At 72.1% G+C, this 18,965-nt stretch carries 16 protein-coding genes; 13 read left to right on the top strand and 3 right to left on the bottom strand.

Features of this window, described 5'->3' with window-relative positions:
- The first annotated feature begins 161 nt into the window (after nt 1–161).
- The 4 genes from aspS to ACLJQF_RS19680 all read left to right on the top strand — a co-directional run bounded on the left by aspS (nt 162) and on the right by ACLJQF_RS19680 (nt 5,687).
- On the top strand, nt 162–1,937 hold the full coding sequence (gene aspS, locus ACLJQF_RS19695; protein WP_410610541.1) for an aspartate--tRNA ligase: 1,776 nt from the start codon (nt 162–164) through the stop codon (nt 1,935–1,937).
- Nucleotides 1,937–2,884 carry a DUF389 domain-containing protein gene (locus ACLJQF_RS19690; RefSeq protein WP_410610539.1) on the top strand — a complete coding sequence of 316 codons (948 nt, stop codon included), beginning with the start codon at nt 1,937–1,939 and terminating at the stop codon, nt 2,882–2,884. The genes aspS and ACLJQF_RS19690 overlap by 1 nt, the downstream gene beginning before the upstream one ends.
- Nucleotides 2,885–2,963: 79 nt before the next feature.
- Complete coding sequence (locus tag ACLJQF_RS19685; protein WP_410610538.1) at nt 2,964–4,145, top strand: phosphotransferase; 1,182 nt, start codon at nt 2,964–2,966, stop codon at nt 4,143–4,145.
- A gap of 711 nt (nt 4,146–4,856) precedes the next feature.
- On the top strand, nt 4,857–5,687 hold the full coding sequence (locus ACLJQF_RS19680) for an SGNH/GDSL hydrolase family protein (protein ID WP_410610885.1): 831 nt from the start codon (nt 4,857–4,859) through the stop codon (nt 5,685–5,687).
- Here ACLJQF_RS19680 and ACLJQF_RS19675 read toward each other — a convergent pair.
- The 3 genes from ACLJQF_RS19675 to ACLJQF_RS19665 all read right to left on the bottom strand — a co-directional run bounded on the left by ACLJQF_RS19675 (nt 5,659) and on the right by ACLJQF_RS19665 (nt 8,381).
- Nucleotides 5,659–6,387, bottom strand: coding sequence for a metallophosphoesterase family protein (locus ACLJQF_RS19675; protein WP_410610537.1), 729 nt, complete (start codon nt 6,385–6,387; stop codon nt 5,659–5,661). The two genes, ACLJQF_RS19680 and ACLJQF_RS19675, sit on opposite strands and share 29 nt — an antisense overlap.
- A gap of 62 nt (nt 6,388–6,449) precedes the next feature.
- Entirely contained in the window at nt 6,450–7,655 is a 1,206-nt protein-coding gene (locus ACLJQF_RS19670) for a cytochrome P450 (RefSeq protein ID WP_410610535.1), read from the bottom strand.
- 30 nt (nt 7,656–7,685) lie between these two features.
- Entirely contained in the window at nt 7,686–8,381 is a 696-nt protein-coding gene (locus ACLJQF_RS19665; protein WP_410610533.1) for a TetR/AcrR family transcriptional regulator, read from the bottom strand.
- A gap of 141 nt (nt 8,382–8,522) precedes the next feature.
- On the opposite strand from ACLJQF_RS19665, the gene ACLJQF_RS19660 reads away from it, so the two are divergent.
- The 9 genes from ACLJQF_RS19660 (at nt 8,523) to ACLJQF_RS19620 (ending at nt 18,914) form a co-directional block, all read left to right on the top strand.
- On the top strand, nt 8,523–9,899 hold the full coding sequence (locus tag ACLJQF_RS19660) for a replication-associated recombination protein A (RefSeq protein ID WP_410610531.1): 1,377 nt from the start codon (nt 8,523–8,525) through the stop codon (nt 9,897–9,899).
- 128 nt (nt 9,900–10,027) lie between these two features.
- Nucleotides 10,028–10,405: a VOC family protein gene (locus tag ACLJQF_RS19655; protein WP_410610529.1), complete on the top strand. Its 378-nt coding sequence runs from the start codon at nt 10,028–10,030 to the stop codon at nt 10,403–10,405.
- Between the two features lie 37 nt (nt 10,406–10,442).
- Nucleotides 10,443–11,288 (top strand): NAD(P)-dependent oxidoreductase, encoded by an 846-nt coding sequence (locus ACLJQF_RS19650; protein WP_410610528.1) that lies wholly within the window; start codon nt 10,443–10,445, stop codon nt 11,286–11,288.
- Between the two features lie 429 nt (nt 11,289–11,717).
- Nucleotides 11,718–12,104 (top strand): DUF948 domain-containing protein, encoded by a 387-nt coding sequence (locus ACLJQF_RS19645; protein ID WP_410610526.1) that lies wholly within the window; start codon nt 11,718–11,720, stop codon nt 12,102–12,104.
- Nucleotides 12,101–12,406: a hypothetical protein gene (locus ACLJQF_RS19640; RefSeq protein ID WP_086865269.1), complete on the top strand. Its 306-nt coding sequence runs from the start codon at nt 12,101–12,103 to the stop codon at nt 12,404–12,406. Before ACLJQF_RS19645 ends, ACLJQF_RS19640 begins: the two co-directional genes overlap by 4 nt.
- A 75-nt stretch (nt 12,407–12,481) precedes the next feature.
- Complete coding sequence (gene alaS / locus ACLJQF_RS19635; RefSeq protein ID WP_410610524.1) at nt 12,482–15,142, top strand: alanine--tRNA ligase; 2,661 nt, start codon at nt 12,482–12,484, stop codon at nt 15,140–15,142.
- 64 nt (nt 15,143–15,206) lie between these two features.
- Entirely contained in the window at nt 15,207–15,635 is a 429-nt protein-coding gene (ruvX, locus tag ACLJQF_RS19630) for a Holliday junction resolvase RuvX (protein WP_315863291.1), read from the top strand.
- Nucleotides 15,632–18,070, top strand: coding sequence for an endolytic transglycosylase MltG (gene mltG / locus ACLJQF_RS19625; RefSeq protein WP_410610522.1), 2,439 nt, complete (start codon nt 15,632–15,634; stop codon nt 18,068–18,070). The genes ruvX and mltG overlap by 4 nt, the downstream gene beginning before the upstream one ends.
- A gap of 16 nt (nt 18,071–18,086) precedes the next feature.
- Nucleotides 18,087–18,914, top strand: coding sequence for a shikimate dehydrogenase (locus ACLJQF_RS19620; protein WP_410610883.1), 828 nt, complete (start codon nt 18,087–18,089; stop codon nt 18,912–18,914).
- The last annotated feature ends 51 nt before the right edge of the window (nt 18,915–18,965 follow it).

Here is an 18,965-nt window from a genome sequence, read left to right as displayed (position 1 = left end):
TCTAACCCTAATTACCACTCACGACGAGCGGCGGCAGACTGCCCAGCCGTCGCCGCGACACCGCCCGCCGCGCCGGGTCAGCCTGCCGACGTCGTAGGCTGGGTGGTTCGTTAGCCTTTCCGAGCAGCGAGAACCATCCATGTCGAAGGAGAGCAGTCGCAGTGCTCCGCACTCACAACGCCGGCACCCTGCGTGCCGGACAGGCCGGACAGACCGTCACTCTCACCGGATGGGTGGCCCGGCGGCGCGATCACGGCGGCGTCATCTTCATCGACCTCCGCGACGCGAGCGGCGTCGCCCAGGTCGTCTTCCGCGAGGGTGAGATGGCCGAGCGCGCCCACGCCCTGCGCTCCGAGTTCTGCGTCAAGATCGTCGGCGAGGTCGCGAAGCGGCCCGAGGGCAACGCCAACGCCGAGATCCCCACCGGCGAGATCGAGGTCCTCGCGACCGAGCTCGACGTGCTGTCCGAGTCCGCGCCGCTGCCGTTCCCGATCGACGACCGCGTCGACGTCGGCGAAGAGGTCCGGCTCAAGCACCGCTACCTCGACCTGCGCCGCAGCGCCCCGGCCGCGGCCATGCGCCTGCGCAGCGAGGTCAGCCGCGCCGCGCGCGAGGTGCTGCACGCCCAGGACTTCGTCGAGATCGAGACCCCGACGTTGACCCGCTCGACGCCCGAAGGCGCGCGCGACTTCCTGGTGCCCGCGCGGCTCAAGCCCGGCTCCTGGTACGCGCTGCCGCAGTCGCCGCAGCTGTTCAAGCAGTTGCTCATGGTCGGCGGCATGGAGCGGTACTACCAGATCGCCCGCTGCTACCGCGACGAAGACTTCCGCGCCGACCGGCAGCCCGAGTTCACCCAGCTCGACATCGAAATGAGCTTCGTCGAGCAGGACGACGTCATCGCGCTCGGCGAGGACATCGTCTCCGCGCTGTGGAAGCTGATCGGGCACGAGATCCCGCGGCCCATCCCGCGCATCACCTACCACGAGGCGATGGCCAAGTACGGCTCCGACAAGCCGGACCTGCGCTTCGACCTCGAGATCACCGACATGACGGAGTTCTTCGCCGACACGCCGTTCCGCGTGTTCCAGGCCCCGTACGTCGGTGCGGTCGTCATGGCGGGCGGGGCGGACCAGCCGCGGCGCCAGCTCGACGCCTGGCAGGAGTGGGCGAAGCAGCGCGGCGCGCGCGGTCTCGCGTACATCCTCGTCAACGAGGACGGCACCCTCGGCGGCCCGGTCGCCAAGAACCTGTCCGAGACCGAGCGCGAGAACGTCGCCAAGGCGGCCGGCGCCAAGCCGGGCGACTGCATCTTCTTCGCCGCCGGCAAGGCCGCTTCGACGCAGCCGCTGCTCGGCGCCGCGCGCGACGAGATCGGCAAGCGCCTCGGCCTGATCGACGAGAACGCCTGGTCGTTCGTGTGGGTCGTCGACGCGCCGCTGTTCGCGCCGGTCGAGGACATCGGCGACGACGTCGCCGTCGGCTCCGGCAAGTGGACCGCGGTGCACCACGCGTTCACCTCGCCCACCCCGGAGTGGATCGACAAGTTCGAGCAGGACCCGGGCAACGCCCTGGCCTACGCCTACGACATCGTCTGCAACGGCAACGAGATCGGCGGCGGCTCGATCCGTATCCACCGCGGCGACGTCCAGAAGCGCGTCTTCAGCCTGATGGGCCTCGGCGAGGAAGAGGCGCAGGAGAAGTTCGGCTTCCTGCTCGACGCCTTCGCCTTCGGCCCGCCGCCGCACGGCGGCATCGCGTTCGGCTGGGACCGCATCGTCATGCTGCTGGCCAAGGCCGACTCTCTGCGTGACGTCATCGCGTTCCCGAAGACCGGCGGCGGGTACGACCCGCTGACCGCGGCGCCGGCGCCGATCACCGCGCAGCAGCGCAAGGAGGCCGGGATCGACGCGAAACCGGCCGCCGCCCCGCCGAACTAGTGCTGCACCTCAGGGCCGTGTGCCCGCCGGACAAGACCGCCGAAGCGCTCGACGTCCTGCGGGCACACGCCGGCACCGCGCACGTCATCGTGCACCGCGGCGCCGCCGTGGAACCCGCGGGTGACCTGGTCGAGGCCGATATCGCCCGCGAAGCGGCGGACGAGATCATCGACGCGCTGTGCGGCCTCGACCTCGACCACACCGGCGGGATCACGCTCGAAATGCTCGACACCGCGCTGTCCGACGCCGCCGACCGGGCGGAAGAGGCCGCGCCGGGCGAAGCGGCGGACGCCGTCGTGTGGCAGGAGCTGCTCGGCCGCACGGGCGAGGAGTCGCGGCTCAACGTGACGTTCCTGGCGTTCCTCACCATCGCCTGCCTGCTCGCCGCGGTCGGGGTGCTCACCTCGTCCGCGGTGACGATCGTCGGTGCGATGGTCGTCGGGCCGGAGTTCGGGCCGCTGGCCGCCCTCGCGGTCGGCCTGGTGCTACGCCGGTGGGACCTGGTCCGGCAGGCGGGTGCGGCCCTCGCCGTCGGTTTCCCGCTGGCGATGGCCGTCACACTGGGCGCGACGCTGCTGTTCCGCGCGACCGGCGTCCTCGGCGAGCACGCGTTCGAGCTGCACCAGCACGACGAGGTCGACTTCGTGTTTTCCGTGGGCGCGCCGTCGCTGGTCGTCGCGTTGCTCGCCGGCGCCGCCGGGATGCTCGCCATGACGTCGGCGAAGTCGGCCGCGCTGGTGGGTGTGTTCATCTCCGTGACGACGGTGCCGGCGGCGGGGTACGCGGTCGTCGCGGCCGTGGCGGGGGAGTGGAGCCGGTGCCTCCAGTCCGTCGCGCAGCTGCTGGTCAACCTTCTCGGAATCGTTGCAGCAGCGGCCATTGTGTTGACAGTGCGCCGGAATGGGCAACGTTCACCGGGGGGAATGCGTCCGCTTTCACGCGGGTGACCCGTCTCCGGGCGGGATGCCCCTTCTTGTCCGGATGTCAGTAGTCATGGTTGCTCAGTCACGAGTAGGGTCGGTGACAATGACAGTCGACACCTCCTCCGCCGGCGACGCTGGAGTCGGGGCAGGAGCCGAGCAGCTCGCCATCGCCGCGGCCGTCGCGGCGGGTGAGTCCGTTCTCTCCCGCCGGTTCGGCAGCGCGATCACGTTGGTCGCGCCCGAGGACCTCGCGGGCAGCGGCCCGGCCACGGTGGTCCGCGCGCGGGTGGTGTCGTCGTTCGCGCTGCCGCGCACGCTCGTCATCAAGCACTACCCGGACCGGCCGGAGTCCGGTGCCGACCCGTTCGCCCAGGAGGCGGTCAGCTACCAGCTGTTCACGGCGCTGGCCCCGGACGAGCGGATGTGCCCGGAACTGGTGGCCCACGACGGCCGCGACCGGGTGCTGGTGCTGGAAGACCTCGGCCGCACGCCGACGCTGGAGGACAACCTCTACGCCCGCGACTCCCGCGCGGCCGAGCGGGCGCTGCTGTCCTGGGCGCGGTCGCTGGGCCGCCTGCACGCGAGCACGGCCGACCGGGAAGCGGACTTCAACGCGTTGCTGCGGCGGCTCGGCGGCCCGGCGAAGGGTGACTCCGACGGCGTCGACGAGCTGTGCGAGCGGGTGCCGTCGCTGATCCAGAAGCGCCTGGGCATCCCGGTGCCGGACGAGGTCCGGGCCCAGGTGACCTCGGCCCTCGAGCAGTCGCGCGCGGCGGGCTTCCGGGCGTTCAGCCCGGTCGAGCTCAGCCCGGACAACAACCTCGTGACGGGCCAGGGCATCCGGTTCCTCGACTTCGAGTACGGCCGCGTCCGGTCGGCGCTGGTGGACGCGGCCCATCTGCGGCTGCCGTTCGCGAGCTGGCCGGACGCCCTCGCCCTGCCGGCCGGGATGAGCGAGGCGATGATCGCAGCCTGGCGTGCCGAGGTGGTCGGGGTGTGGCCGGCCTTCACCGACGACGAGGTCCTCGCGGACCACCTGACGTCCAGTGAGCTGCTGCGGGTCTGGCTGATCACGGGCGAGGAGCTGGCGTCGCTGAACCTGTCCCGGCACGCGGCGCCGGTCAGCCGGGAGGCGGCGTTCGTGACCTGGTGGCGGGACCTGGCCAAGCACGCCGGATATGTTCGGATGGCGGCGGTTTCGGAGTTCGCGGCCCGGGTCGCGGCGGCGCTGGCGGCGCGGCTGGGGCCGCATGCCGATCTGGCGTTCTATCCCGCGTTCCGCTGAGCCTGGTGGGTTGTCCACAAGGCGGCTGATGGGGGCGCGCGGCGGCTGGGTGCGGTGTCTTGAATGACTCATTCCTGGCGTTGGACGCCAGGAATGAGTCATTCAAGACGCTGGTTTCGGGCCTGCGACGGCCACGTCGGTTGCCTTGGTCTTGCCGAGCCCTCGGCTCGGCTCTGGATGGGCGGGTTTCTCGGGCCTCTGCCGGGTGGGGCGCCGGTCGGGGTTCTGCCGGGTGAGCGCTGCCGGGGTGGTCCCGCCGGCCCGAACGCCGGATTGTTCAACGGCCGCCAGTCCGCGTCAAGGCGGGAAAGCGTGCCTTGACCCGGCCTGGCGGCCGCTGAGGCGGCTTCGTATCGGGTCGGCAGGGGGGTGTGGCCGAGCGTGAGTTGTGTTCGGGCCGGTGATGTCGGAGTTGGCCTCGGAGCCGGGGCCGGGGCCGGGGCCGGGGCCTGAGGCCTGAGGCCTGAGCTCGAGCCAGAGGGCGAGTGCGGCGGCTGGGTGCGGTGTCTTGAATGACTCATTCCTGACGTCCGACGTCAGGAATGAGTCATTCAAGACAGAGCGTCGAGGCCCGGGCTTCCCGATCTGGCCTCGGTGCGTCTGGCGCACCCCAGGCCACGTTGGCCCAAGTGCTGCGGCAGGCGTCAAGAATTAGGCCCGGTGTCGCGGGCGCGTTACCTCGACCTCACCGGGTGTGAGCCTGCGTGGCCGATGGTCGTGGGCGTGACCGTGATGAGCGTCGATGTCACTCCCCGGCCCGAGCACCCCGGGACACCGCCGAAGCGAGCCCGCCGCCTGGCCGTCCTCGGCGACTCCACCGCCGTCGGGCTCGGCGACCCCCTTCCGCGGCGTGCGGGCTGGCGGGGCGTCGGCCCGCTGGTTGCCGCCGCGCTCGGCGTTGAAGAGCGCGGCTACTTCAATCCCTCCTTTGCCGGGGCCCGCATGCGCTGCGTGCTCACCGAACAGGTCCCCGCGGCCGTCGCCCACCGGCCCGATGTCGCCCTCGTCGTCGCCGGTATGAACGACACTCTCCGCCCGGACTTCGACGCCGCCCGCATCGCCGCCGATCTCACCGAGGTCATCCGGCGGCTCCGCGAGACCGGGACCACCGTCCTCCCGGTCCGCTTCCACGACCACAGCAAGGTCTTCCGCCTTCCGTCGTCGCTGAAACGCGCCCTCAGCGCCCGCGTCGCCGAGCTCAACGCCGCCATCGACGACGTCGTCGTCCGCGAAGGCGTGCCCTGCCTCGATCTCGACCGGCTGCCCGGCGCGTACGACCTCGCCTCCTGGAGCGTCGACCGGCTGCACCCCTCCGAACTGGGCCACCGCATGCTCGCGGAGGGCTTCACCGGGCTGCTCGCCGAGGCCGGGTTCGCCGTGCCGGCACCGGTGAGCCTCGCCTGCAGCGGCGGGGTCGAGCCGAGCACCACGGGCCACGTGGGCTGGCTGGTGCTCAAGGGAGTCCCGTGGCTCTGGCGCCGCGGCCGCGAGTTCCTGCCCTACGCCGCCGCCATCATGTGGAACTCGTTCCGCGCCCGCTGAACACCCGCAGCGCTTCCACGTCCGAAGCCGGGTTGCGGACGAAGAAGTCCGCCCACTCCTCGATGTCCGGATAGGCCGACCGCGAAACGAGGAACCGGCACGCCGCCTCGGCGTCGTACTCCGTCCGCCGCAGCCGGACGCCGTCGCCGAGCAACGCCCAGTGCGCTCCCGTTGTCCCGTACGGCATTCCGACGCTGCCAGGATTCACGACCAACCGCCGGTCTGCGAGCCGCACGAACGGCATGTGCGTGTGCCCGCAGACGACCGTCGACGCGGAAACGCCCGCCAGCACCTCCGCCCAGCGCTCCGGTGAAGAGTCCACCAGCACGATTTCGGTGTCGTTGCGCGGGGTCGCGTGGCAGAACAGCACCCCGTCCAAGGTCACCGTCAGCGGCAGTGCGTCCAAGACCGGCAGGTCGGCCGGGCGCAGCTGCTTCGCCGCCCACGGGAAGATCGGGTCCGGGACGAACGAGCCGCCGGTGCGCGCCGATTCGGCCAGCTCGCGGTCGGCGTTGCCGCGCACCCACACCGCCCGGTCGCCGAGCGCCTGGAGCCGCTCGAGGGTTTCGACGGGCATCGGCCCGGCGAGCAGGTCGCCGAGCAGCACGATCCTTTCCGCCGCCTGGACGTCCGGCTCCGCCAGGACCGCCTCCAGCGCCGGGAGAACCCCGTGGATGTCCGCCAGCACCGCTACGTTCACCGGTCCACCATCGGGCACGCCGAGCGCCCCGGGCGAGGGATTTCGCCCAGGGCGCAACCGGCCTACCCGGTGGTCAGCGGCAGTTCCCGCACCCCGGTCATGTTGGGGTTGACCTGGAACTTCGGCGGCTGTCCCGGGATCGTGCGCAGCACCGGGTAGCGGTCGAGCAGGATGTCCAGCACCACCCGGCCTTCCAGCCGGGCGAGCGGCGCGCCGATGCAGAAGTGGATCCCGCGGCCGAACGCCAGGTGCGGGTTCTCCGCGCGCAGCGGGTCGAACGTGTCCGGGTCGCGAAACACCCGCTCGTCGCGGTTGGCGGCCGCTACCCAGCAGAGCAGCATCTGGTCCGCGGGCACCGTGACGCCGCCGATCTCCACCTCCCGCGTGGTCGTGCGGGCCACCACCGCGAACGGCGTGAGGTACCGCAGCGACTCTTCGATCATCGGCGGCACGAGCGCGCGGTCCGCGCGCACCCGCTCGGCCCACTCCGGGTGCGTGTCCAGGCACAGCACCGCGTTGCCGAGCAGCATCGTGGTGGTGATGTGGCCGGCCAGCAGCAGGATGTTCGCGAAGTCGACGACGTCGGAGCGGGACAGCCGTTCGCCGTCCAGCTCGGCCTCGACCAGCTTCGTCAGCAGGTCTTCCCGCGGCTGCTTGCGCCGCTCGTCGACGTGCACGCCGAGGTAGTCGGCGAGCGCTTTCTGGCCTTCCAGGGACGCCAGGATCGCCGCCTCCTGCTTCTCGTCCTTCTTCACCAGCGAGACCTGGTTGGAGGACTCGAACATCTTGTCCACCCAGCCCTTGAACAGGTACCGGTCGCTCGCCGGGACGCCCAGCAGCTCGGCGATCACGATCACCGGCAGCGGGTAGGCCAGGTCCTCGACCAGCTCCAGCCGGTCGCCGGCCGGGATCGCGTCCAGCAGCTCGTGGGTGATCGCGGCGATCCTCGGCTCGAGGTCCGCCACCACCTTGGGCGTGAACGCGCGGCTGACCAGCTTGCGCATCTTGTTGTGCAGCGGCGGGTCCATCTGCAGGATGCTGCCGGTCGAAATGTCGTATTCGGGGTCCGGCATCATCTCCTTCGGCACCAGCCGCGTGGTGTCGGACGAGAAGGTCGCCGGGTCGCGGAGAATCGTTTCGATCTCCGGGTGCCCGTAGACGTTCCACATCCCCAGCTCCGCGGCGAACTCGACGCGCTTCTCCGGTTGCTTCCCCCGCAGCCAGAACTGGGCCTCGTGAAGTCCCCAGGTGTCGGCCATCGTGGTCATTTCCGCCCCTTTCCCCGTGTGGCCCCGGGATCAGCCGGGTGCCTTGGCGGGATCGTGTGCGTAGATCCCGTTGCGGTAGCCCGAGACGAGCTCCTCGAGCGCCGAGCTCAGCTCCGCCGCCACCTCCGCGACCGCGGCGGGGTCGGGTTCCCCGGGCGGCTCGAAAGCGGTGCGGATCAGGTGGGCGAGGACATCCGCCTTCTCTTCGACGGGGATGCCCTCGAACTCGTCCGAAATCGTGTCGCCGACGTAGAAGCCGAGCGTCGCCGCGTGCAGCGCGTAGCTCACGTGCGGGACGTCCGCGCGGATCAGCCCGCGCCGCAGCAGCGCGGTCTCGAAGTGCACGCTCAGCTCGTCCTGCTGCTTCTTCAGAGCGAGGTCGCCGAGCGAGCCGAACATCTCGGCGTTGCCGCGCAGCATCGCCATCACCAGCGGACGGCGATGGGTGATGAGGAAGGACCCGGGGATCATCCGGTGCGGGAGGATCATCGCCGGATCGGCCTTGATCATCGCCAGCAGCTCGTCGGTCAGATCGGCCGACTCCCGCATCATCAGCGCCTGGAACACCAGCTCCTTGTTCCGCCAGTGCAGGTAGACGGTGCCCTTGCCGATGCCGACCGCCCGTGCGACGTCGTCGATCGCCACCTTGCGGTAGCCCATGCGCAGCAGCAGCTCGCCCGCCGCGTCCAGGATCCGGTCGGCACGCTCGCGGTTGGGATGACTCATGCGGCTCCACCTGTGGTTTCGTTGAGCATTTGACTGGTTGACGCGAATCGCACTTTCGGTCAACGGGTCAACACGACCGTAGCGCCGATCCGGGGACCGGGGCAAGCGGTTGTGTCGGTGGGGTCGGTTAACGTCAACGGTGTGGCCCAGGACGAGCTCTTCACCGTGAACGCCGACATCGCGCCTCCGCCGGAGCGCACGGAGTCGAACGCGGGCGCGGAACCGCAGGCGGACCCGGCCAGCTCACCCCTGGCCGTCCGGATGCGCCCGCGTTCGCTCGAGGAGGTCGTCGGGCAGCAGCACCTGCTGCGCGAAGGGGCGCCGCTGCGGCGGCTGGTCGAGGGCGCCGCACCGGCGTCGGTGCTGCTCTACGGCCCGCCCGGCACGGGCAAGACGACGCTGGCCAACCTGGTTTCGATCGCGACCGGCCGCCGGTTCGTCGCGATGTCCGCGCTTTCCGCGGGCGTCAAGGAGGTCCGCGGGGTCATCGAGGAGGCGCGGCGGCGCCGGCAGTACAACGCCGAGAACACCGTGCTGTTCATCGACGAGGTGCACCGGTTCTCCAAGACCCAGCAGGACGCGCTGCTCGGCGCGGTCGAGGACCGCACGGTGCTGCTGGTCGCGGCGACGACGGAGAACCCGTCGTTCTCGGTCGTGTCGCCGCTGCTGTCGCGGTCGCTGGTGCTGCAGCTGCGTCCGCTGACCGACGCGGACATCACGGCGCTGATCGAGCGGGCGCTGGCCGACGAGCGCGGCCTCGGCGGCGAACTGACGCTGACGGAGGACGCGCGCGCCCACCTCGTCCGGCTCGCGGGCGGGGACGCGCGCCGCGCGCTCACCGCGCTGGAGGCGGCCGCGGACGCGGCGTCGGCCACCGAGGCGAAGACGATCGACCTGGCCATCGTCGAGTCCACAGTAGACAAGGCGGCGGTGCGCTACGACCGCGACGGCGACCAGCACTACGACGTGATCAGCGCGTTCATCAAGTCGATCCGCGGGTCCGATGTGGACGCTGCCCTGCACTACCTGGCCCGGATGATCGAGGCGGGGGAGGACCCGCGGTTCCTCGCCCGGCGGCTGGTGGTGCACGCCAGCGAAGACATCGGGATGGCCGACCCGACGGCGCTGCAGTCGGCGATCGCGGCCGCGCACGCGGTCCAGTTCATCGGCATGCCGGAGGGCCGGCTGGCGCTCGCCCAGGCCACGGTGCACCTGGCCACCGCGCCGAAGTCGAACTCGGTGATCAAGGGCATCGACGCGGCACTCGCGGACGTCCGCGCGGGCCTGGCGGGCACGGTGCCGCCCCACCTGCGCGACGGGCACTACGCGGGCGCGAAGAAGCTGGGCAACGCGCAGGGCTACCGGTACCCGCACAACGTGCCGGAGGGCGTGCTGGCGCAGCAGTACCCCCCGGACGAGCTGGTCGGCCGCGACTACTACGAGCCCACCCAGCGCGGCGCCGAGCGGCCGCTGGCCGAGCGGGTGCCCAAGCTGCGGAGGACGATCCGCGGGCAGTGACGCGGGCCGCACGCCGCGGTGAACCCGGTTCGTGGGCCGAGGTGGCCAAGATCATCGAAGTTCGTAAACTCTTCCCCTTCGAGGCGGCCTGAACAAGGGGCGCCCCCGCTACGGCAGGAGGCGTGCCCGTGCCCGCGACGCTGCAGTGCATCGTCCTGGACTGTCCGGACCCGCTGGTGCTCGCCCGCTTCTACCAGGCCCTGCTCGGCGGGGAGGTGGATCGGCCCGACCCGCGGTGGCGCGTGGACGAGGACTGGTCGACCCTGCACGTGGACGGGATGGTCCTGGGCTTCCAGCGAGCTCTCGACCACCAGCCGCCGCGCTGGCCCGACCCGGCCTTCCCACAGCAGTTCCACCTCGACTTCGAGGTCGACGACTTCCGGGAGTCGCACCACGCGGTCCTGGCCAACGGCGGCCGGCTGCTCGACCCCGACCTCGGCGGCCGCGGCTGGCGCGTCTACGCCGACCCGGCGGGCCACCCGTTCTGCCTGCTCGGCGACTACTGAGCGCGCGGGCACGCTCCGGCTTCGGCACGATGGCGGGATGACTGTCGCGTTTCTCGGAACCGGGATCATGGGCGCCCCGATGGCCGCCAACATCGCCAAGGCGGGCCTCGAGGTCCGGGTCTGGAACCGGACCCGGGAGAAGGCCGAACCCCTGTCCGACGTCGCCACGGTCGTCGGCTCGCCGTCCGCCGCGGCCGATGGCGCGGACGTCCTCGTGACGATGCTGGCCGACGGTCCCGCCGTCGCTTCGGCCTTCGAAGCCGCTTCGCCCGCTTCGGGGACGTTGTGGCTGCAGATGAGCACGGTCGGTCTCGAGTGGACCGATCGCCTCGCCGCGACGGCGGAGCGGGCGGGCGTGGTGTTCGTCGACGCGCCGGTGCTCGGCACACGGCAGCCCGCCGAGCAGGCGCAGCTGCTGGTACTCGGGTCGGGCCCGGAGGAGTCTCGCCCGGCGGCGACGCCGGTGTTCGACGCGGTCGGCATGCGCACCGTCTGGCTCGGCCCGGCGGGCCGGGGCAGCCGCCTGAAGCTGGTGCTGAACGCGTGGGTGCTGGCGTTGACGAACGCGACGGCGGAGAGCCTCGGCCTGGCCCGCGCGCTGGGCCTGGACCCGAAGCTGTTCCTGGAGACGATCGAGGGCGGTGGCCTGGACGTCGGCTACGCGCACGTGAAGGGCGCCGCGATGCTGGCCGGCGAGTACCCGCCGGCGTTCCCGGCGGGCCTGGCGGCGAAGGACGCCCGCCTGGTCGTGGAAGCCGCGGGCGAGGACGTCGACGTGGCGGGGGCGAAGGCCGTCCTCGCCCACTTGGAGGCGGCGGTGGCGGCCGGCCACGGCGAAGAGGACATGGCGGCGCTGTACCGCGCGGTGCTGAAGGAGCGGTAGAAAGCAGCCGAAACAGGCCCGGCCCGCCGGGGCGCCCCCCGTTTTCGACTCTACCGGTGGGCACCGACAGTTTCGACGGCCGGACGGCCCCCAGGCGGCCGGACGGCTCCGGGATCGCCCTCCGGAACGGCCAACTCGCCCTCCGGAACGGCCAACTCGCCCGAGTTCCCGGCGAGTTGGCCGTTGCGGGCGGCGAGTTGGCCGCTCCGGTTGGTACGAACCCGGATGAGTCATTCGGGAAGTGCTGCGGCGAAGGAAGTACTCGCGGCCTGCCGCCGAGGCCGCGGCCCCCGGCGGACCGGGCGGCGCTCAGCGAGCCGGACCGGCCCCCGGCGAGGTGTTTTCCGGGCCCGGCGGGGTGACACGGTCGGGAACCAGCCCAGGCGGTAGCCTCATTCGGCATCCCGACCCCTGAACCGAGGAGGGCCCGTGTCGGCAGGGCAGATCGCCGCGTTGATCGCCGCAGGAGCATTCGTGGTGCTGGTCGTCCTGCTGGCGATCCCGCTGATCAAGCTCGGCAAGACGCTGGACGCGGCCACCGAAGCGATCGAGCGCACCAACAGCAACACCGATCCGCTGCTGATCGGCGCGAACCAGACGATCACGCACGTCAACACCCAGCTCGAGCGGGTCGACGGGATCACCGCGAACGCGCAGGCGGTCACCGGCAACGTCTCCGCGCTGACGTCCGTGTTCACCGCGACCCTCGGCGGCCCGCTGGTCAAGACCGCGGCGCTGTCCTACGGGCTCAGCAAGGCGATCAAGGCGCGCAAGAAGAAGAGCGCCTTGAAGGCCGCGAGGAAGGCCGGCAAATGAAGCGGCTGTTCTGGCTTGGTGTCGGCGTCGTGACCGGCGTCGTGCTGTCCCGCAAGGCCGCCGAAACGGCTCGTCAGGCCACTCCCGCCGGGTTAGCATCGAACCTGGGAGACGCCGTGCGCGAGCTGGCGGGCGCCGTGGGTTCGTTCGGCGCCGAGGTGCGTGCGGGCATGAACGAGCGGGAGCAGGAGTTGCACGACATGGTCGAGGAGCGGACGGGCGTCTCGGCGCCCCGCGCCGAAGGACGGCACGCCGCTGCCGCGCGGCGCCCGGTCCGGCGAGCTCGCCGGGCGGAGGGCTGATCCGGGCCCGCCCCGGAATCCCCTCCGCCGTCGCCGCCGACCCCGTTCGTCGTCACCAGCACAAGGACTTGACCCGTGGACACACACGAAATCACCGATCGTTTCCTGCGCCATTTCGAGAGCAAGGGCCACACGCGCGTGCCCAGCGCGCCGCTGATCCTCGACGACCCGAACCTGCTGTTCGTCAACGCCGGCATGGTGCAGTTCAAGCCGTACTTCCTCGGTGAGGCGCCGCCGCCGTACCCGCGCGCGACCTCCGTGCAGAAGTGCGTGCGCACGCCGGACATCGACGAGGTCGGCAAGACCACCCGGCACAACACGTTCTTCCAGATGGCCGGCAACTTCTCCTTCGGCGACTACTTCAAGGAAGGCGCCATCGAGTACGCCTGGGAGCTGATCACCAAGCCCCAGAGCGAAGGCGGCTACGGCCTCGACCCGAACCGCATCTGGGCGACCGTCTACAACGACGACGCCGAGGCCGCGGGGCTGTGGCGCAAGCTCACCGGCCTGCCCGGCGAGCGGATCCAGGAGCGCGACGGCAAGGACAACTACTGGGACATGGGCGTGCCCGGTCCCGGTGGTCCCTGCTCGGAGATCTACTACGACCGCGGCCCGGCGTACGGCCGCGAGGGCGGCCCGGTCGCCGACGAGGACCGCTACATCGAGATCTGGAACCTCGTCTTCATGCAGGACGTCCGCGGCGACCTGAGCCCCAAGCTCGGGCACAAGCCGATCGGCGTGCTGCCGAAGAAGAACATCGACACCGGCATGGGCGTCGAGCGCGTCGCGACGATCCTGCAGGGCGTCGAGAACGTCTACGAGACCGACCTCGTGCGCCCGGTCATCGGCCGCGCGGAGGAGTTCTCCGGCCGCCGCTACGGCAGCAACCACGCCGACGACGTCCGCTTCCGCGTGATCGCCGACCACGCCCGCACCGGCGTCATGCTGATCGGCGACGGCGTCACCCCGGGCAACGACGGCCGCGGCTACGTGCTGCGCCGCCTCCTGCGCCGCATCGTCCGCTCCACGCGCCTGCTGGGCGTGCAGGAGCCGGTGCTGCAGGAGTTCGCGAAGGTCGTGCGCGACACGATGGGCCCGACCTACCCCGAGCTGGTCACCGGTTTCGACCGGATCAGCGAAGTCGTCCGGATCGAGGAGGAGGCCTTCCTCTCGACCCTGACCAGCGGTTCGCGCATCTTCGACATGGCGGCCGAGGAGACCAAGCGCGGCGGCGGCGACGTGCTGGCCGGTGACAAGGCCTTCCAGCTGCACGACACCTACGGCTTCCCGATCGACCTGACCCTGGAGATGGCGTCCGAGCAGGGCCTGACCGTCGACGAGGACGGCTTCCGCACGCTCATGAACGAGCAGCGCACCCGCGCGAAGGCGGACGCGGCGGCCCGCAAGACCGGCCACGGCGACCTCTCGGAGTACCGCAAGGTCCTCGAGCAGCACGGCGAGACCGAGTTCCTCGGCTACACCGACCTGCAGGCCGAGGCCAAGGTCGTCGCGCTGCTGGAAGACGGGCAGCCGGTCCGCAGCGTCTCCGCGGGCAGGAAGGCGGAGCTGGTCCTCGACCGGACGCCGTTCTACGCCGAGAGCGGCGGCCAGGTCGCCGACACCGGCGTGCTGCTGGGCGACGGCGTCGAGCTGAAGGTCCTGGACGTCCAGAAGATCGTGCCGGGCCTGTTCGTGCACCGCGTCGAGGTCACCGACGGCGAGGTCGGGCTGGACACCAAGCTGACCGGCTCGGTCGACGCGCACCGCCGCCTGTCCATCGAGCGCTCGCACTCCGCGACGCACCTGGTGCACGCGGCCGTCCGCGGCGCGTACGGCAAGCGCGCGGCGCAGGCGGGTTCGCTGAACTCGCCGGGCCGCATGCGGTTCGACTTCACCACCCCGGGCTCGGTGTCGGCGGACGTGCTGACCGAGGTCGAGCAGGAGGTCAACGACTACCTGCAGACCAACGTCGAGGTGCAGAGCTTCACCACGACCAAGGACAAGGCCCTCGAGCTCGGCGCGGTCGCGCTGTTCGGCGAGAAGTACGGCAACGACGTCCGCGTGGTCGACATGGGCGAGTACTCCCGCGAGCTCTGCGGTGGCACGCACGTCGACCGGATCGGCCAGCTCGGCCTGGTCAAGCTGGTCTCCGACGCCTCCATCGGCTCGGGCGTGCACCGCGTCGAGGCGCTGGTCGGCACGGACGCGCTGAAGTACGTCCGCAAGGAGCAGCTGCTGGTCTCGCAGCTGGCGAACACCTTCAAGGTGCCGTCCGACCAGCTGCCGGGCCGCATCGACGACGTCCTGACCCGGCTGAAGAACGCCGAGAAGGAGATCGCCCAGCTCAAGACCCAGCAGGTGCTGGGCTCGGCGGGCGCCCTGGTCGACAAGGCCCAGCAGATCGGCGGTGTCACGGTCGTCGCCGAGGTCGTCCCGGACGTCGACGGCAACGGCCTGCGCGCGCTCGCCTCCGACATCCGCGGCCGGCTCGGCGCGCGGCCCGGCGTGGTGGCGCTGTTCTCGCCGGCCGGCGAGAAGCTGAGCTTCGTCGTCGCGACGACCAAGGCGGCCCAGGACAAGGGCATCGCCGCGGGCAAGCTCGTGCCGTCGTTCGCCGAGAAGATCGGCGGCCGGGGCGGCGGCAAGCCCGACATGGCCCAGGGGGGCGGCACGAACCCGGCCGGCGCGGCCGAGGCGGTCACCGCCCTGCGGTCGGCGATTGCCGGCATTGGTTAACCGCGGAAACCGTGGCCCGGATCGGCCAGGCAAGGACGATCCGGGGCGCGGCCGTCGGCTCGGGGTGGATGTCGGATCCGTCCGGGTCGGCGTGGCGCTGAGCGATCCGGCACCCGTGCTCGCTTCGCCATTGGTTACCCTCTCCCGCGATGCGACCGACGACAGTGATCTGGACCAGCTGGCCGCCCTCGTCACCGAGCACGAGGTGGTCGAGGTGATCGTGGGCCTGCCCAGAACGCTCGCCAACCGCCAGGGACCGGCGGCCGAGCTGGCGATCGCGTATTCTGAACGCCTGGCCGGGCGGATAGCGCCCGTGCCGGTCCGGCTGGGCGACGAGCGGCTGACCACGGTCACCGCATCCCGCATCCTCTCCCAGCGCGGGGTCAAAGGCCGCAAGCAGCGTGCGGTGGTCGACCAGGCCGCCGCCGTCGAGATCCTGCAGGCCTGGATCGACGCCGCCGCTGCGCACCGCGCCCGGGAGGGAGACCGATGAACGAGCAGCCACCTGAGCCCCCACGCGGGCGCCGGCGACTGCGTGAGCCGGAAGCGGCCACTCCGCCGCCGTCCCGGCCCGCTCCGCGCCGCGCCGACCCGCGCGACCCCCGGGCCGCGGACCCGCGCCGCAGCCCGAGCGGGCAGCACGAGCTGCCACCGCGCGGGCAGGCACCCAGCGGCGAGTACGACCTGCCCCAGCCCTCCCGCCGGGCCCGGCGGGAGGAGCCTCCGGGCTACGACCCGCGCGGCGGCGCGCCGCAACCCGGCCGTCGCCGCCTGGAGCCGCCCGGCACCCTGCCTTCGGCCGACGCCGACCTCGATCCGCGGGAGCGGCGGGCCGCCCCGGCCCGCGCCGCCCACGCCCGCCACGGCCTCGACGAGGGCTCCGAGATCGAACAGCCGGCTCCGCGCCGGCGTCGCGGCGCGCCGGACGTCGACGAGCCGGAGAGCAGACCGGCCCGGCGGCGGGCCGCGCCCGAGCCCGCCGAGGCCGAGGCCAGACCGCCCCGGCGGCGCGGGGCCCCGGATCCGGACGAGGCCGACGACCGGTCGGCCCGGCGCCGTGCGGCTCAAGACCTCGACGAAGTCGAAGGCAGGCCCTCCCGGCGACGCGGGGCCCCGGACGAGGCCGACGACCGGTCGCCCCGGCGGCGTGCGGCTCAGGACGTCGACGAGGTCGAAGGCAGGCCGTCCCGGCGGCGGGCCGCGCCCGAGCCCGCCGAGGCCGAGGCCAGGCCGCCCCGGCGGCGCGCGGCCCCGGACCCCGGTGAGGCCGAGGCCCAGCGGCGCGCCCTGCCCGAGCGCATCGAGCCGGCGCCCGCGCGGCGGCGTCGCGCGGATCCCGACGCGGCCGACCCGCAGCCGGGCCGGCGTGGCCCGGCACCCGAGCCGATGGAGGCCGCCGGGCCGCCCGGCCGCCGCCGGGCCGCCCCCGACGCGGCCGAGGCCGTCGATGCGCGACGGCGCCGTGCGGCCCTGGATCCCGACGCCGAGCCGCCCGTCCGGCGGGCCGCCCAGCCGGGTGACCGCTCCGCAGGCGTGCCCGAATCCGGCGCGGAGCCTCGCCGCCGCCCGCCGGCGCCGCCCGTGCGCGAGGAGCCGGTGACCGACGTCCTGCCCGCGCTGGCCCCGCCGCCCCCGGCCGAACCGGCGCGCGCGCCGCAGGAGGAGCCCGAGCAGTTCGCCGAGGACGACGAGTACGCGGACTACGACGAGTACGGCGAGTACGAGGACTACGACGAGTCGGAGTACAGCGAGTCGGACTACGAGGAGTACGACGACTACGACGACGAGCCGGACAAGCCGCGGAAGAAGGGCAAGCGCGCCCTCGGCTGGGTCGCCGCGATCGCGGTGATCGCCCTGCTCGCGGGCGGCGCCTGGTACGGCTTCAACAGGTTCTTCGGGTACGACGACTTCGAGGGCGCCGGCACCGACGACGTGGTGTTCCAGGTCGACGACGGCGACACGACGTCGGCCATCGGCGCGAAGCTCACCACCGCGGGCGTCGTCGCCAGCAGCAAGGCGTTCGTCAAGGCGGGCGAGGGCAACGCGAAGCTCGCCCGGGTCCAGCACGGCTTCTACGTGATGAAGTCGCACATGTCCGGGGCCAGCGCGGTCGACCGGATCACCGACGCGGCCGCCCGCGTCGGCCAGCTGGAGATCCGGCCGTACACGCAGTTCGACGACATCACCCAGCCCGACGGCAAGGTCACGCCCGGCGTGTACAGCCTGATGGCGAAGGCGTCGTGCGCGCAGCTCAACGGCAAGAGCACCTGCGTCTCCGCGGACGACCTGCGCAAGGCCGTCGACGCGGCGGACCTCAAGCAGCTCGGCGTGCCCGACTGGGCGATCGAGCCCGCGAACAAGGCCGACCGCAAGGACCGCAGGCTGGAGGGCCTGATCGCGCCCGGCGTCTACGACGTCAAGCCCGGATCCACCGCGCAGGAGATCCTCGGGCAGCTGGTGCGCACCTCGGCCGAGGCGATCCAGAACGCCGGGCTCACGCCGCAGTCGACCGGCCCGGGGGCGACGCCGTACCAGACGCTGATCATCGCCTCGATCATCGAACGCGAGGCGGTGAAGGCCGACTTCGGCAAGCTCTCGCGGGTCATCTACAACCGGCTGAAGGCCACCCCCACCATGCGGCTGCAGATGGACTCCACCGTCAACTACGTGCTCGACCGGCCGACGCTGCTGACCGACGAAAACGACCGGGTGAAGTCCGGTGCGTACAACACCTACAAGAACACCGGATTGCCGCCGACGCCCATCGCGGTGCCGAGCTCGGACGCGATCAAGGCCGCGGTGAAGCCGCCGGACGGTGACTGGGTGTACTTCGTCAAGTGCGAGAAGAACGGCTTGTCCTGCTTCGCGGTCACCAACGACGAGCACAACCGCAACCGGGACCTGGCCAGGTCACGCGGTGTCATCTGAGCCTCGCCGGGCCGCCGTGCTCGGGAAGCCGGTGGCGCACTCGCTGTCCCCGGTGCTGCACGGCGCCGCGTTCGCCGCGCTCGGCCTGACCGGCTGGACCTACGAGCGGATCGAGACGAGCGCCGAGGAGCTCCCGGGCCTGGTCGACGGCCTCGGCCCGGAGTGGGCCGGCTTCTCGGTCACCATGCCGGGCAAGCGCGCGGCACTGGACCACGCGGCCGAGGTGACGCCGCGCGCGGCCGCCGTCGGCGCGGCCAACACGCTGGTCCGCACCGAGCGGGGCTGGCTCGCGGACTGCACCGACGTCGAGGGCGTCACCGGCGCGCTGCGTGCCGCGGGCGGCTACGAGCCGTCCCCGGCGGACACCGCGGTGGTGCTCGGCGCGGGCGGCACGGCGGCGGCGGCGGTCGTCGGGCTCGCCGCCCTCGGCGTCCGGCAGGTGCGGCTGGTCGTGCGCGAACCCGCCCGGGCCGGGGAGACCCTCGACGCGGCGAAGCGGGCCGCGCTCGACGTCGACGTCCTGCGCTGGGCCGACACCGACTTCGCGACCCTGGGGTCCGCGGCGGTCCTCGTGAACACCGTCCCGCCGGACGCGGTCGCCGCGCACGTCGCCGACCTCGCGGCGGTCGAGCACGTCCTCGACGTCATCTACCACCCGTGGCCGACGCCGCTCGCCGAAGCGGTCGCGGCGCGCGGGGGCCGGCTGGCCACCGGGCTGGACATGCTGCTGCACCAGGCGTTCGGCCAGGCCGAGCACTTCACCGGCCGCCCGGCCCCGCGGGCGGCGATGCGGGACGCGCTGCGCGCGGCGACGGGCAACCTGCTGCCGCTGCCGATCGACTGAAGAAACCGCTTGCGCGCGTTGATAATCTGGTCGACTGCCTTCCTGAAGGGG

This window comes from Amycolatopsis sp. lyj-109, from assembly GCF_046548995.1.
In the GTDB taxonomy this organism is placed as follows: domain Bacteria; phylum Actinomycetota; class Actinomycetes; order Mycobacteriales; family Pseudonocardiaceae; genus Amycolatopsis.
The sequence above is the reverse complement of the archived record's forward strand: the minus strand, read 5'-3'. Positions and strand labels throughout refer to the sequence as shown.

Coding starts and splice junctions, on each gene's coding strand:
- ACLJQF_RS19670 (WP_410610535.1), bottom strand. CDS start 7,655: ATGACCACGATGGCCGACACCTGGGGACTTCACGAGGCCCAGTTCTGG.
- ACLJQF_RS19665 (WP_410610533.1), bottom strand. CDS start 8,381: ATGAGTCATCCCAACCGCGAGCGTGCCGACCGGATCCTGGACGCGGCG.
- ACLJQF_RS19680 (WP_410610885.1), top strand. CDS start 4,857: ATGGTCGTGGGCGTGACCGTGATGAGCGTCGATGTCACTCCCCGGCCC.
- ACLJQF_RS19685 (WP_410610538.1), top strand. CDS start 2,964: ATGACAGTCGACACCTCCTCCGCCGGCGACGCTGGAGTCGGGGCAGGA.
- ACLJQF_RS19640 (WP_086865269.1), top strand. CDS start 12,101: ATGAAGCGGCTGTTCTGGCTTGGTGTCGGCGTCGTGACCGGCGTCGTG.
- ACLJQF_RS19650 (WP_410610528.1), top strand. CDS start 10,443: ATGACTGTCGCGTTTCTCGGAACCGGGATCATGGGCGCCCCGATGGCC.
- mltG (WP_410610522.1), top strand. CDS start 15,632: ATGAACGAGCAGCCACCTGAGCCCCCACGCGGGCGCCGGCGACTGCGT.